Source organism: Cellulosimicrobium funkei, from assembly GCF_001019615.1.
Taxonomy (GTDB): Bacteria; Actinomycetota; Actinomycetes; order Actinomycetales; family Cellulomonadaceae; genus Cellulosimicrobium; species Cellulosimicrobium cellulans_E.
Window position 1 is genome coordinate 25,813 of record NZ_JNBQ01000035.1, and the last position, 14,303, is coordinate 40,115.

At 74.6% G+C, this 14,303-nt stretch carries 9 protein-coding genes; all 9 read right to left on the reverse strand.

Annotated features, from left to right (window positions below):
- Positions 1-103: 103 nt before the first annotated feature.
- Positions 104-805: a hypothetical protein gene (locus tag FB00_RS17355; protein WP_047234167.1), complete on the reverse strand. Its 702-nt coding sequence runs from the start codon at positions 803-805 to the stop codon at positions 104-106.
- Complete coding sequence (locus FB00_RS17360; RefSeq protein WP_047234168.1) at positions 802-2,610, reverse strand: serine/threonine-protein kinase; 1,809 nt, start codon at positions 2,608-2,610, stop codon at positions 802-804. The genes FB00_RS17355 and FB00_RS17360 overlap by 4 nt, the downstream gene beginning before the upstream one ends.
- Positions 2,607-4,265 (reverse strand): FHA domain-containing protein, encoded by a 1,659-nt coding sequence (locus tag FB00_RS17365; protein ID WP_047234169.1) that lies wholly within the window; start codon positions 4,263-4,265, stop codon positions 2,607-2,609. The genes FB00_RS17360 and FB00_RS17365 overlap by 4 nt, the downstream gene beginning before the upstream one ends.
- Positions 4,262-5,119, reverse strand: a complete 858-nt coding sequence (locus FB00_RS17370) for a PP2C family protein-serine/threonine phosphatase (protein WP_047234170.1) — start codon at positions 5,117-5,119, stop codon at positions 4,262-4,264. Before FB00_RS17370 ends, FB00_RS17365 begins: the two co-directional genes overlap by 4 nt.
- The gene (locus FB00_RS17375) at positions 5,116-6,726 is read right to left on the reverse strand and encodes an RDD family protein (RefSeq protein WP_047234171.1); all 1,611 of its coding nucleotides are present in this window, start codon (positions 6,724-6,726) and stop codon (positions 5,116-5,118) included. Before FB00_RS17375 ends, FB00_RS17370 begins: the two co-directional genes overlap by 4 nt.
- Positions 6,723-9,224, reverse strand: coding sequence for a transglutaminase-like domain-containing protein (locus tag FB00_RS17380; protein WP_052877755.1), 2,502 nt, complete (start codon positions 9,222-9,224; stop codon positions 6,723-6,725). Before FB00_RS17380 ends, FB00_RS17375 begins: the two co-directional genes overlap by 4 nt.
- Complete coding sequence (locus FB00_RS17385; protein ID WP_064317172.1) at positions 9,224-10,561, reverse strand: DUF58 domain-containing protein; 1,338 nt, start codon at positions 10,559-10,561, stop codon at positions 9,224-9,226. The genes FB00_RS17380 and FB00_RS17385 overlap by 1 nt, the downstream gene beginning before the upstream one ends.
- A 109-nt stretch (positions 10,562-10,670) precedes the next feature.
- Positions 10,671-11,645, reverse strand: a complete 975-nt coding sequence (locus tag FB00_RS17390; protein ID WP_047234172.1) for an AAA family ATPase — start codon at positions 11,643-11,645, stop codon at positions 10,671-10,673.
- Positions 11,646-11,696: 51 nt separating this feature from the next.
- Positions 11,697-14,303 (reverse strand): fibronectin type III domain-containing protein (locus FB00_RS17395; RefSeq protein WP_047234173.1); only part of this gene is annotated, 2,607 nt, incomplete at its 5' end.

Sequence of the window (14,303 nt, forward strand, 5' to 3'; positions counted from 1 at the left end):
GGAAGAGGGACGGGCAGGCCGGAGGGCTCCGACGGTCGGGCGGCGGTGCGCAGGGCGCGACCAGGAGGGGCGCACGGGACGCGCGCCCGCGGAGCCGCCGACGTCAGCCGTCGTCGGCGAGGTCGAGCAGGGGCAGGTCGGCCGAGGTCACGAGGCGCGACGCCACGGCGTACTCGACGAGGCGCGCACGACGGTTCGTCGCGAGCGCGCCGGGGCCGCCGCGCAGCCCCTTGACGCCGATCCGGTCGAGCTTGTCGCACACGTTGTCGAGCTTGCGGTTGAAGCGCGTCGTCGCCCAGCCCAGCCGGGCGGCGGCCGCGGCCGACGACGGGATCTCCGACAGGCCCGTGCCGTCGCGGCGCAGCATCGGCTCCGCCAGCGCCACGATGAGCTGCTTCTGGCTCGTGGTGAAGGTGATCATGCCGATGGTCGTCGCGCCGCCCGACTCGGTGTCCTCCGAGCGGATCTCCTGGTACGGCGCGCCGCGGAGCTGTGCGGTGAGCTCGTACGTCGTCGGCCCGGCCGTGAACACGATCGACGTCGTCGGGAAGACGATCGGAAGGCGGTTGCCCGGCGAGAGCCAGGACTGGACCCCGCCGCCCGAGTCGCACACCGTCGCGGAGATGAGGGTCCCGACGTTGGCGAGCCACCAGATGCCGCCCTCGTGCGAGATGCGCAGGAAGCGGCGGTGCAGGTACGGGTTGTCCTCGATCGCGAGGTCGCCGTCCCGTCCGATGTCGAACGGTTCCCCGTCCACGGACGGGCGGAACCACTCCCCGCAGAACTCGACCGCGAGCTCGCTCACGCCGCCTCCCCCGTCACGCAGGCCTTCTGGGGCGCCGCGGAGAACTTGCCGTCCCGGTCCACGATCACCTCGATGCAGACCTGCTCACCCGGCTTGGCCCGCAGCTCGACGGTCGTCTCGTCGAACGCGTCCTTGTACGGCGAGTCCTCGATCGGGTCGAGCTTCTTCCAGGCGAACATGTCGCCCTCCTGCGCCTTGTCCGAGTCGTACGCCCAGGTGAACGTCGCGACCTCGCGCGCCGGGTCGTACGTGCCGACCAGGTCGTTCACGGGCGGCACGAGGTCGCCGAGGTTGTCCGACGGCACGAAGTCGTCGTCCGTGGCGGCCGTCTCCTCGCCGCCCCCGCCGGTGTCCGTGTCGTCCACCGTGGCGTCCGGACGCAGCAGGAAGAACCCGCCGACCGCGACCGCGACCCCGACGACGCCCGCGAGCGTCGCCCAGAGCGCGCCACGACCGGACCGTTCCTCCGTCGGCGCGACGGCCGGTCCGCCGTCCTCCGGCCCGGCGGTCCGGTGGACCGTGTCCTCGACCGGGGGCTGACCCCAGGCGCCCGGGCGCCGGGCGCCGGGGTACATCCGGGACGGGTCCGTGAGCTCCGCGACGGGCGCGTGGCCGCCCGGGCCGACGGCAGACGTCGGCGTGGTGCCCGCGGTGTGCGCGGGCGCGCCCTGGCTCCAGGCCGCGGGCGCGTAGGGCTGCTGCGGGACGCGCGGTCCGGGCTGCTGCGGCGGGGCGGCCGGTCCGGGCGCGACGGTCTGGCCGGGCCACGGACCGCCCTGCGGACCCGGCCGCAGCGGCGTCGTGGGCTGGGTCGGCCGGCTGGGCGCGACGGGTCCCGACGACGTCTCACCGGGCCCCGACGGGTCGATCGACACGACCTGACGCAGGCGGGTCCCGGCGTCGTCGTCCGGCTCCTCCTCCTGCACGTGCCCCGTGTCGTCGAGCAGGTCGATCGGGGTGACCGCGTACGACAGCTCGTTCTGCACCTGCTGGAGCGCGCGGGCGAACGCGAGGACCGTCGGGTAGCGCGACCCGGGGTTCTTCGCCATCGCCGTCGCGAGCACGCGCTCGAGCGAGGCGGGCACGTCCGTCCGCCCCGTCGGGGGCAGCGGCGAGGTCTCGATGCGGGAGATGAGGTTGGCGCTCGAGTTCGAGCCGCCGGGCACCTCGAAGGGCGTCCGTCCCGCGAGGAGCGTGTACGTCGTGGCGGCGAGCGCCCACACGTCCGTCGCGATGCCGCTGCGCGGCGGCTCGGCGAACGACTCGGGCGGTGACCACGGGATCGACATGCCCTCGGCCCGCGCGGCGTCGTCGACCGTCGAGGAGATGCCGAAGTCCGTGAGCGCCGGGTGGCCGTACTCGGTCACGAGGATGTTCGCGGGCTTGATGTCGCGGTGCAGGATCCCCGCGCGGTGCGCCGTCTCCACGGCACCGGCGATCTGGACCGCGGTGCGCAGCGCCTCGGCGACCGAGAGCCGCTCGGTGCGGTACCGCGCGCCCAGGTTGGGGCGCGAGCAGTACTCCATGGCGAGGTACGGGCGCCCGTCGTCGGCGATGTCCGCCTCGTACATGGTGACGATCGACGGGTGCGTCGAGAGCGTCGCCATGAGGTCGGCCTCGGCGTCGAACGCCGCCCGCTGCGAGTGGCTCGACCACTCGTGCAGCAGGACCTTGACGGCGACCCGCCGGCGGGGGCGCTGCTGCTGGTAGAGGAAGACGTCGGAGAACCCGCCCGAGCCGACCAGCGAGACGTACTCGAAGCCCTTGATCTCCGGCGGAGGGGACGGCGCGCGCTTGGTGCTCACCGGATCCCCTCGAAGACGAGGGTCACGCCGTCACCGAGGTCGGCCACGTCGCCGTCGACGACCAGGACCGGCTCCGACGGGTGCAGGCGCCGCGGCGGCTGGCCAGCGCGCAGGAGCGTGGTCCCGTTGGTCGTCGCCATGTCGCTCACGAGGACGTGCCACCCCTCGAGCGTGATCTCGAGGTGCGAGCGCGAGATGTCCTGCTGCGGGCTGGGCACCGTCACCAGACGGGGCAGGTCGGCCGCCTGCGACCGGGGCGTGCGCGGGCGCCGGCCCACGACGACGGGACGGTCGAGCTCGACCGTCTGCCCCGTCGAGACGAGGACCCGCCCGAGCGGCGGACGGATCGCGAGCTCGGCGTCGCCCTCGAGGGGCCCGCCGCAGAGCGCGCACGCGTCCCGCGACGGCGGGTTCGCGTGCCCCTGGGCGCACGTGCGCGCGAGGATCTGCTGCTGGCCGGGCCCGGGCGGAGCGCTGAACGACGGCGGCGGCGGCACCGGGGCGGCGGCACCGGCGTCCTGCGCGGCCGCGCGCAGGTCCGCGATGGCGGACGAGTGCACCGTGTGGCCGTCGTGGTCGAGACCGGGGGCGGGCTCGCCCTCGGCCTCGGTGGGCTCGCCGTCGGGGTCGACGACGGTCGCGGCGCGGTGCGCCGCGGCGGGAGTCGCACCCGTCCACTCCCGCGGGACGCCCGCGATGAGCCCGTCGCCGGGCGGGGCGGGCGGCGGCAGGGACGGCTCCCCCGCGACCGGCGCCGGGGGGACGGGCGGGGTCACGGCGTCCGGGGGTGCGGGCTCGTCGTGGTCCTCGTCGTCCTCGGTGCGCACCGCCGCGTCCTCGACGGTCCGCAGGATGGTCGACCCCCACAGGTGCGAGTAGTCGTCGTCCTCCTCCGGAGCCGCGGCGGCCTCGGACGCCTCGACCGCTGCCGCGGGCTCGTCCGCGACCACCGGCGGGGTCGGGACGTCGGACTCCGGCTCGGGCGCGATGGTCTCCTCGGGGAGGCGGAGCGTCGCGCCGAGCGGCGGCGCGGCCACCACGGGAACGGACGCGGGCTCCACGGCCGCCGGCTGGACGGCCGAGCCCCAGGAGGGCCGGTCCCTCGGTGCGGGCTCGGCGACGGGCGCGTCGTCGTCGAGGAGGTCCGTGGCGGCCGGCCGGGCGGGGCGCTCGACGAGCGGCCACGCGACGGCGCCCGCGAGGACCACGCCGGAGACGAGCGGCAGCGTGGCCGCGTCCCCGAGCAGAGGCTCCCCGGCCGGCGCCTCGTCGAGGGTGCCGACGACGCCGGTGTCAGAGCGCACGAGCAGCTCGACGACGTCGTCCAGGACGCGCTCGGACCAGGTGGTGACGCCTTCGCCCTCGACCCGCACGCGCTCGCCGCCGTCGAGCTCGAGGGTGACGGTCACCCGGCCGCGCGCGGCGACGTGGACGCGACGGTCCGCGACGACCGCGACCACGAACGGCGGCACCGTCCGCAGGCTCGAGCCGAAGGCTCCGGTGAGGACCTGGAGCACCTCGACGACCCCTGCGTCGGTGCCGAGCTGGTCCCAGACCTGCTCGACGAGCGAGGCCTCCACCGGACCCGGCAGCACGACGACCGTGCCGCCTCGCACCACGGCGCGTGCGGTTCCCGTGACGTAGCGCAGCGTCACGTCAGACCCCCGATCTGGAGACGAACATCCCTGGGCAGCGTGTCCTCGTCGACGGCCGGGCCCGGCGCCCCGGCATGGTCGCGCGGTGTCGTGCTCCCGCCGCTCGTGTCGTCGGACACGCCCGTCGCATCGACGACGACGACTGTGATGTTATCCCGGCCACCGGCCGCGATGGCCTCGTGGACCAGCCGCTCGGCGGCGGCCTGCGGGTCGGGCGTGGAGAGCAGGACCTCGGCGATCCGCTCGTCCGTGAGCTCGCCCGTCAGCCCGTCCGAGCAGACGAGGACGCGGTCGTGCCGCTCGATCGGCAGGTACCAGAAGTCCACCTGCGGGGCGTTGCGCGAGCCGAGCGCGCGCGTCACGACGTGCCGACGCGGGTGGGTGAGCGCCTCCGCGGGCGTCAGCAGCCCGGCGTCGACCATCTCCTGGACCTCCGAGTGGTCGACGCTCACCTGCTCGAGCTGCCCGCCGGCGAGGTGGTAGGTCCGCGAGTCGCCCACGTTGACGACGAGCCAGTACGGGTTCCCGTCCTGCTCCGAGACCACCACGCCGGTGACGGTGGTGCCCGCCCCCCGGCCGGGCTCGGTGACGATGGCCTGCACGTTCTCCTGCGCGACCGCGATCCGGTCGCGGACCTCGTCCGGAGTGACGACGTCGAGGTCGGCGAGCGGCCGGAGCGCCTCGACGGCCGTCGTGCTCGCGACCTCGCCCGCCTCGTGACCACCCATGCCGTCGGCGACGAAGAAGACGGAGCGCGAGACGAGGAACCGGTCCTCGTTGAGGAGCCGGCGTGCGCCCCGGTGCGACGCCGCGCCCCAGGCGAGGTGGACCTCGGCCGGCAGCTCGGTCGTCATGCGGCACCGGGGTGGACGACGATGCGGCGGTCGCCCACGTGGATCGTCGCGCCGACGGGGACGCGCACGCGGGTCCCGGGCTCGGCGACGCGCGGCGGGGCTCCCGGCACCGAGACGACGGTGCCGTTGGTGGAGCCGCGGTCCGTGAGCCACAGGCCGCTCGGGTCCGCCCGGAGCTCGGCGTGGGTCTTGGACACGGACCGCGTGGGGTCGTCGACCGCGACGAGGTTCCACGGGCCGCCGTCGGGCGCCTGCGGGTTGCGGCCGAGGAGGGTCGGTCGGTCGACGGCGCGACGCTCTCCGGACTCGAGCTCGATGACGACCGACACGTCGGGCGCGGGGTCCATGGCACGGACGTCCCGCGCCGTCATCCGCGTGCTGTCCCACTCCGCCTCGGCGGGCTCGGGCGTGGCTGCGGCGGCGGGCGCGGTGGCGGCGGGCCTCGCGGCAGGCGCCGCCGGCGTGGACGGCACCGGTGCGGCGGGGGTCGGCGGCGCGGGAGCGGCGACGGGCGCGGGGCCTCCCCCGACGCCGGGGACGCCGGTGATCAGGCCGCCGCCCGCGGGCGCGGCGGGCGACGGGAACGCCCAGGGGTCCGGGACCGGAGCGGCAGCCGCCGGCGCCTCCGGGGCGAACGCGCCCGGGGAGGCGGGTGCGACCGGGGTCGCGGCGCCCTGGCCGCCGACCGGGGCGGGCGGGTACGGCGCGTAGCCCGTCTGAGCAGGTGCGGGGGCGTAGCCGGGCTGGGGCGCCGGCGCGTACCCTCCGGCCGCGCCGTACCCGGCGCCCGCGGGCGCACCGCTCACGAGCGAGGCCACCCCCTCGAAGCCCGCGCCCGGCGACGCGGGGGCGACACCGCGCACGTCGAGCACGAGGGAGCGGCCGGCCTTGTCGTGCCACCCCTGCGACCGGCCGGAGGAGTCGAAGCCCGGGCTGAGCAGGACCACGAGGATCCCGCCCGCCGGCACGACGCCGACGATGATCCAGCGCAGCGCGGCCCGGCCGAAGCCGATCGGCTCGCGCGTCCCCGCGTCGACCGTGCGGATGCCCGTCAGGAGGTTGCCGAGCGTCTTGCCCGTCGAGCCCTCCCAGAACCACACCCCGACCCACCAGGCGAGAGCCAGGACGCCGGCCACCACGTAGACGACGAGCATCTTGCCGATCAGCGCGGCGGCCTCGTCCTGCGTCACGACCTGGACGCTGCCGAGCGGCGCTCCGACGATCGCGAGACCCGCGACGACGACCACCAGCGCGACGAGGCCCGGGACCGCGACGTCGACCACGTAGGCGAGGAAGCGTCGACCCCGCCCGGCGAACGGGGCGGAGGCCAGAGACGACGACGGCGCGGGTGCGGGCTGGCCGAAGGCCTTCTGCGTCGCGGCGTACACCTCGGGCTCCGTCGTGGTGTCGGGCGCCGAGTGCGGGGCCGCCGCGTACGGGAGGTCCGATCCCGCGCGTGCGGCGACGGCCTGGACGCTCCCGACCGGGCCCGCGGCGGGCTCGGCGACCGGCCGCCCCGTCCGGGGGAACGGCTGCCCGCACACCGCGCAGAACGCGGACCCCGAGGACTGCGCGGACCCGCAGGCGGCGCACGTCACGTCGCTCATGACTCGTCTCCCTGTCGTCTCGTCGGCTCCGACGGCGACCCTGCCGCCGGGGGCACGGCGCCACCCTTCGTGCCGGCGCGGCGGCCGGGCAGCCACCGGCGCAGACCCGAGGAACCGGAGGCCGCGCGCACGGACCGCAACGAGAGTGCGGCACGGACGCGGGCGCGACGGTTCACGGAGGAGCGTAGCCCCACGACGACGGAGTCCACGTCCGCCCAGAAGGCGTCGATCTCCTGCTCGCTCGGCTCGCCCTCGCCGAAGACGGTCGCGTCGGCCCGGTGCGCGAGCGGGATCGTGGCCGTCGCGCCGTAGGCCTGGGAGAGGAGGCCGGCGCCCTCGCGCCGTGTGGAGCCCGCGGGGACGGGCGTCCCGAGGTCCGTCGCGGTGTCGAGGACCTCGCGCCAGCCGCCGCTCACCCGGTCCACGGGACGTGCCGCCGCGCGACGTCGGGCCCGGCGGCGCGCCTTGTAGGCGAGCACGAGGATCACGGGCAGGGCGAGGAGCGCCAGGGGCACGACCACGGCGACCGCGACGAGGGCCGCCTGGCCCCAGTCGAAGCCGTCGCTCTCGGCCTTCTCCTTCTCCTCGTCGTCGACCTTCCCCGCCTCGGCCTCGGCAGGCTCCTCCGGCGGCTCCGGGTCCTCGAGGATCGGGGGCTTGGGCACCTGGAGGCTCTTGGGCTCCGGCTGGATCTTGTTGTCCTCGTCGGGGATCGCCGTGACCGGCACCCACCCGTAGCCGACGAACGGCACCTCCGCCCAGGCGTGCACGTCGGTCCCGGTCGCCGTGAACGGCTCGCCCGGCTCCAGCGGGTTCTTCTCCAGGTCCGGGTAGAAGCCCATGACGACCCGCGCCGGGATGCCGGCCTGGTTGGCCATGAGGGCGAGCGCGACGGCGAACTGCTCGTCGTCGCCCACCATCTCCTCGTCCGCGAGGAGGGTGTCGATGCGCTCCGCCGAGTGCCCCGGCCGCGAGGGCGGCTGGGTGTCGAGACCGCTCGAGAACACACCGCTCGCCACGAGGCCGTCGCGGAGCGCGAAGAGCTGGTCGACGGGCTCGGTCTCCTCCCCCATGAACTGGGCGGCCTTGCCCGCGAGCGACGCGGGCAGCGCGTCCTTGGGCGGGGTGGGGACCTCGATCGACTGGTCGATCGCGCCCGCCCGCAGGTCGTCCTCGGTGGGCTCGACCGTGACGAGCGTGTCGAGCGTGTACGAGTCGCCGGGGCGCAGCCCGGCGGTCGTCAGCGCGGTGCCCGTCGTCGAGTTGTAGTACGTCGTCTCGCCGAGCTCGCGCGCGCGCTCGCCCGCGTAGGTGATGCCCTCGAGCGTGCCGACGTCGGGCACCCACACGCCGGTGTACTCCCCGACCTGGACGTCGACGCGCGTCGGCGTCCCGGACGCGACCGTGGCGATCTCCTCGCCCGCGCGCGTGTAGACGCCGGAGCCGGGCAACCCGCTGGAGACGTCGTAGACGACGCCGTTGTAGGTGTCGAGACCGGCGAGGCGGACCTTGGCGCCGGCAGGGAGCCCCCGCACGGTGAACAGCTCGTCCTCGCGCATGTCCTTGGCGTACTTGCGGAACGCCGTGAGCGGGCTCACGTACTCGTGCAGGTCGAGCGGCGGCACGACGGTCTCGCGCAGCACGGTGCGCGGCTCGTCCGGCAGCAGCACGGGCGCGGCGAACGCGGCCGCGACGCCGCCGACGACGAGCATCGCGGCGCCCGTGCGCACGCGGTGCCACCAGAGCCGCCGCGTCGCGGCCTTGCTCGCCTCGGTCGTGATCTGGTGCGCGCCGAGCCGGGAGGCGGTGACCCGCCACCCGGCCCACAGCAGGCCCACGCCGCCGACGACGAGACCCTGCGCGACCGGGAACGCCGCGATGACGGTCCCGAGCAGGATGACCCCGACGAACGCGACCACCACGGGCACGAGCGCCCACGCGGCGCGGCGCGCACGCCACGCGATCGTCCCCGCGAGGAGCGCGGTGGCGAGCATGAGGAGGTACGGGACGACCGCGAGCTCCGGGAAGGAGTGCAACGGCGGGACCGTGGTGACGAACTCCTTCCAGCCCGTGACGGCGCCGCGGAGCAGGTCGGTGATCGTCTGGAGCGACGGGACGACCCCGCCGATCGCGTCGGCCGGGAGCGCGAGCGCGGCGCCGAGGAGCAGGTAGGCGACGACCGCGACCACGAGCACCGTGGCGGCCGACCACCGGCGCCAGGCCCCGAGCCAGGCGACCAGGAGCCCGACGACGGCACCGCCGGCGGCCGGGACGAGGTACCCGGTCGACCCCCACACGGGCCCGAACCCGACCGCGACCGCGCCGAGGACGAGGACCAGCGCGAGCGCGTCGACGGCACCGAGGGCCGTGAGCGCCCGCGGGGCGTCGGCGCCGCGCAGCCGGGTCGTGTTGCGTTGCGACGTGCCGGAGGACGGGACGGGCGTGCCGACCGGGGTGGCGCGGCGCGAGCCGCGCGTCGTGGTGCTGGGAGCGCTCATCAGTCGTTCAGCCTCCGCAGGGCGAGGGGGAGCTCGCCGAGCTCGCCGATGGTGAGGACGACGAGCTCCGCGATCGCGTGCCGGCTGAGCGAGGCCCCGGGGACGCACTGGATCGCCATGACGCGGACGTCCTGGGGAAGCCGGGCGGACGCCGCCCGCAGCTCGGTGGGCGTCACCCTGCTGCCGACGATGAACGCCACGACGGACGCGTCGCTGATCGTCAGGCCGGCGACGCGGGCGACGTCGACGAGCGACGTGCGCTGCGCCCGGGTCTCGACGCGCGCGAGGTCGTCGAGCAGCCGGGTGCGGTGGTCGCCGCGCAGGTTGCCGTCGTTGACGAGGACCGTGACGCCACGGTCCTCCTTGATCGCCTGGAGCCCGAGCGACCCGCACGCGCTCACGGCGAGCTCGAACTCGTCGTCGTGCGCGTAGTCCTCCGCACGCGTGGAGAGGAGGACGGCGAGGTGCGACCGGCGCGTCTCCTCGAACTGGCGGACCATGAGCTGCCCGGTGCGGGCCGTCGTCTTCCAGTGGATGTGCCGGCGGTCGTCCCCCGGGACGTAGTCGCGCAGCGCGTGGAACGAGACGTCCGAGTTGGAGATGTCCGTCGTGACGCGGCCCTCGAGGTCCTTGAGGAACCCGGTGGACGAGCCCGAGAGGTTCTTCACGCGCGGGTGGACGAAGAGCTCCTCGGGCTCGGTCCAGACGACCTCCCGGCGCAGCAGGCCGAGCGGGTCCGCCCGCACGGAGCGGACCGGTCCCACGGAGATCACCGAGCGCCGGTGCGTCGGCACCGTGAAGATCTCCTCGTGGCTCGCCTGGGGGCGCAGGCGCGGGACGGGGAACGTCGCCATGCCCTGCCCCACCGGGAGCTCCATGACCGACGGGAGCAGCGGCCGCCCCGAGTCGTTGCGCACGTCGAGCCGCCCCACGGCGCGGTCGCCGACCGTGACGCGCTGCTGCGCGAGGTCGAGCACGACGGCGTAGCGGAAGCGGCCCAGCACGAACGCGATCGCTGCCAGCAGCGACACCGTGAGCAGGACCGCCACCACCAGGAGCTCGAGCCACGAGAAGGCCAGCCCGGCCCACCAGGCCCCGATGGTGACGACGAGCGCCGCCCAGCCGAAGGGGCTGACCGCCGAGGTCACGGGCTCGACGGCCCGCGCCGCCGGCGCCAGCGCGCGTCCGACGGGCGCCGCGACCCGTCGGAGGGGCGCCGCGAGGGGTCGGAGCAGACCGGCGAGGGCCGACGACGCGGGTGGCGTGCCGGTCCTGCCGCGCGGGCTGCCGGAGCTGGCGCTCGGGCGGCCGGTCGAGGGGCCGTGTGAGGCGTTCATGCGATGAGCTCTCGATCGGTACGGGGAAGGACGGTCCGCCGTCGGAGGTCCGCACGGCAGCGCGGACGGGCGGGATGGGCGGGCGGCGTGGGGAGCGCCGCGCCTCCGGTCAGGCGGAGCGTCGCTCCTGCGGCGCCGCGACGTCGGCGAGGAGGCGGCCGAGCACGGCCTCGTTCGTCGCGCCGGCGAACTCCGCCTCCGGGTCGAGCACGAGGCGGTGGGCCCAGGCCGGCTGCGCGAGCTCCTTGATGTCGTCCGGCAGCACGTAGTTGCGGCCGTGGGCCGCGGCCCAGACCTTCGCGCAGCGCACGAGCGCGAGCGAGCCACGGACGGAGACGCCGACCCGGACCTCGGGCGCGTTGCGCGTCTCCTCCGCGAGGCGGGAGACGTACTCGAGCACCGCACCGTCGACGTGCACGCGCGCGGCGAGCTCGGCCATCTCCGTCACGGCCTGCGTGGTGATGAGCGGCTGGAGCGCCTTGCTCCGGTCGCGCACGGCGGCACCCGAGAGGATCTCCACGGTCGACGCGTGGTCCGGGTACCCGATCGACGCCTTCATGAGGAAGCGGTCGAGCTGGGCCTCGGGCAGCCGGTAGGTGCCGGCCTGCTCGATGGGGTTCTGCGTCGCGATGACCATGAACGGGCGGCCGACCTCGTGGCCGACGCCGTCGACGGTGACCCGACCCTCCTCCATGACCTCGAGCAGAGCGGACTGCGTCTTGGGCGACGCACGGTTGATCTCGTCCGCCAGCACGATCGACGCGAAGATCGGGCCCTGGTGGAACTCGAACTTCCCGGTCTTCTGGTCGTAGATCGTCACGCCGGTGACGTCCGAGGGGAGCAGGTCCGGCGTGAACTGGATGCGGTTGTTCGTGCCCTGGACGCTCGCCGCCAGGGCGCGGGCGAGCGACGTCTTGCCGGTGCCCGGGGCGTCCTCGAGGAGGATGTGGCCCTCGGAGAGCATGCACGTCAGGGTCAGGCGCACCACGTGCGCCTTGCCCAGGACGGCCTGGCCCACATTGCCGACGAGGCGGTCGAAGGTCTGAGCGAACCAGGCGGCCTGCTCGGGGGTCATGGTGGTCATTCGTCGCTTTCCGTTCGCTGTGCTGGAGGCGTGCTCGGGGTCGTCGAGCCGCTAGTACCAGGTCATGGAGTTCGTGTTCCCGATGGTCGTGTCGATCCGCACCGACGAGCCCGGCTGCCCCCAGACGCACTGCTGGCCGCCCGAGTAGTTTCCGTTGCCGTCGGTCCGCAGGGCTCGACCCTGCGCGTCGTAGCTGTAGTTGCCCGACCCGATCCGGTCGCCACCGCCGTAGCAGGTGGTCCGGAAGGCGGTGTTCGGCGGTCCGTCCTTGATGGTCAGGTACAGCTCGGCGCACGACGAGTGGGTGCACACACCGGGCCAGTTGCCGTCGGGGAGCTTGTGGTTGCTGCCCTTGCTCACCGTGAACACGGGCTCGGGCTTCTTGTCGGACGTCGCGGACCGGCAGGTCTCCTTCGCCGCACCCTCCGTGGGCGTGACCTTGACGCAGATCTCGCGCGTCGCCGAGTACCCGACGCTCAGGGTCCCCGAGCCCGACTTCGCGCTGGACTGCACCGCGCCGCGGACCGACACGCTGTAGTCGCGGCCGTTGTCCGAGGTGGACCAGCGGTAGGAGATGCTCTGGTCGCCGCCGGTCATGGACACGTCCGGCGCGGGGATCGGGCCGTACGGCGACTCCCGGTTGGCGCTGGCTGCCGCCCCGGGCTCGCGTGCGCCGTCGACGCCCGCGACCGCGCGCACCTTGATCGTGTACGGCGTGCCGTTCGTGAGGCCTCCGACGATCTTGTTGCCGCCGAGCGCCTGCCAGCCGCTGCCCGCGTCGTACTGGTACGAGATCTCCTCTGCCCGGACGCCGTTGCCCGACGCCGCGCCGAACGAGAGCTGGATCTGGCCGTTCATCCCGTTCGCGTCGGCGCTGAGGTTGGACACCGTGCCCGGGGTCGCGAACGCACGGACCGGGTCGGACGCCGGCGAGAACTCCGCGTCACCAAACTTGTCGGTGGCCTTGTTGTGCGCCTTGACACGGAACGTGTAGCCGGTGGTGTCGGCGGGCACGCCGAGGGTGGCCGACGTGGCGCCTCCGGCAACGGTCGCGGTCCTGACCACGGAGCCGCCCTGCACCGCCTCGACGGTGTAGGAGGTGATCGCCGCACCGTTGTCGTCCGGCGCCGCCCACGAGACCTGCATCTGCGACGTGTCGCCGATGGCGGTGCGCTTCGCCGAGGGCTTGCCCGGCGCCGCGGGCTTGCCCGCGGGTGTCTCCGCCGCCGAGTACTCGCCCCAGTCCGAGGGGTCCGGGGCGCGGTTGTTCGCCCGGACGCGCACCTTGTACGCCACGCCGTTCTGCAGCCCGTCCCAGGTCACGGAGGTGCCGGTGAGCGCCGTCTTCTGGACGGCCCCGACCGGCGGCGCCGGCGAGATCTCCAGGTCGACGGTCTCGATGGCGGAGCGGTCGGTGTAGGTCTGGTTGGTCCAGGTGACGGTGAGGGACTGGTCGCCGAACTCGAGGGTGGGCGCGGCGGGCGGGTCGGGCTTCTCGTCCGGACGCGCGACGGCGGAGGCCGGGGAGGCGGGGCCGTCGCCGACGGCGTTGGTCGCGAACACGGTGAAGGTGTACTCGACGTTGTTGGTCAGGCCGTCGAGGGTGCAGGTGGTGGTGCCGCAGGCCTTCTCGTAGCCGTTCTGGGATCGCACGGTGTAGCCCGTGATCTCGGCGCCGTTGTTGTTCGGCGGGTCCCAGGACAGCACGACGGTCTTCGACCGGACCTCCTCGACCTGTGGCGTCGCCGGAGCGTCCGGCTTGCCGAGCACCGTGAGCTGGATGCGGCCCTCGACCTCGCGGTCGGGATCCTTCGTGGCGTCCTGCACCCGGTACCTCACGACCATGACGCCGATGAAGTTGTCGCGAGGCGTCACGGTGACCTGGTCACCCGCGACGCTCGGTGTGCCCTGACCGGTCTCCACGACCGCGTCGACGAGCTTCAGCGGGGTGTCGGGGAAGGGGTTGGAGTCGTTGGCGAGCACGGGGACCGTGGTCGGCTTGCCCTGGTGGGCGTCGTCGACGGTGTCCTGGTTGGCGCGCGCGAGCGGTCGGGTGGAGGCCACGACGGTCAGGGTCGCGGTGCCCTCGACCGGGGGGTGCTCGCCGTCGGTGACGGTGATCGGGACCTGCACGACCGAGCCCTTGGGGACCTCGGGGGTGGCCTGGGCGTGCAGGGTGGAGCCCTCGACGGTCACGGTCAGACCCTGCGCCTGGCCGGTGGCCTTGAAGGTCAGGGGGTCGCCGTCCGGGTCGGTGGCGAAGCGCGCGAGGTCGACCGAGGCCTCCTCGCCCGCCGCGACGTCGAGCGTCGGGGTGCCCACGAGCTCCGGGGGGAGGTTCTCCGGCGGCAGCACGGTGACGGGGATCGTCAGCACGTTGGTGTGACCCTCGGGGTCGTCGGGCCCGGAGCCGTCGGTGACCTCGAACGACACCGCCGCGGGACCCGTGTAGTCGGCTTCGGGGGTGTACACGATCTCGGTCACGGAGGGCACCTCGCGCGAGCCCTCGGTCGCCGTGACCTTGTCCTCGGTCGTGAGCCGCGGCGTCCTGCCCTCGACGACGAGCACGTGCTCCGTGATGTCGATCGGCAGGGACTCGCCCGCCAGCACCTCGAGCTGGGTCCCGGGGCGGAGCGTGGGCTTCTGGTCGGTGAGGCC

Coding starts and splice junctions, on each gene's coding strand:
- FB00_RS17380 (WP_052877755.1), bottom strand. CDS start 9,224: ATGAGCGCTCCCAGCACCACGACGCGCGGCTCGCGCCGCGCCACCCCG.
- FB00_RS17370 (WP_047234170.1), bottom strand. CDS start 5,119: ATGACGACCGAGCTGCCGGCCGAGGTCCACCTCGCCTGGGGCGCGGCG.
- FB00_RS17385 (WP_064317172.1), bottom strand. CDS start 10,561: ATGAACGCCTCACACGGCCCCTCGACCGGCCGCCCGAGCGCCAGCTCC.
- FB00_RS17375 (WP_047234171.1), bottom strand. CDS start 6,726: ATGAGCGACGTGACGTGCGCCGCCTGCGGGTCCGCGCAGTCCTCGGGG.
- FB00_RS17390 (WP_047234172.1), bottom strand. CDS start 11,645: ATGACCACCATGACCCCCGAGCAGGCCGCCTGGTTCGCTCAGACCTTC.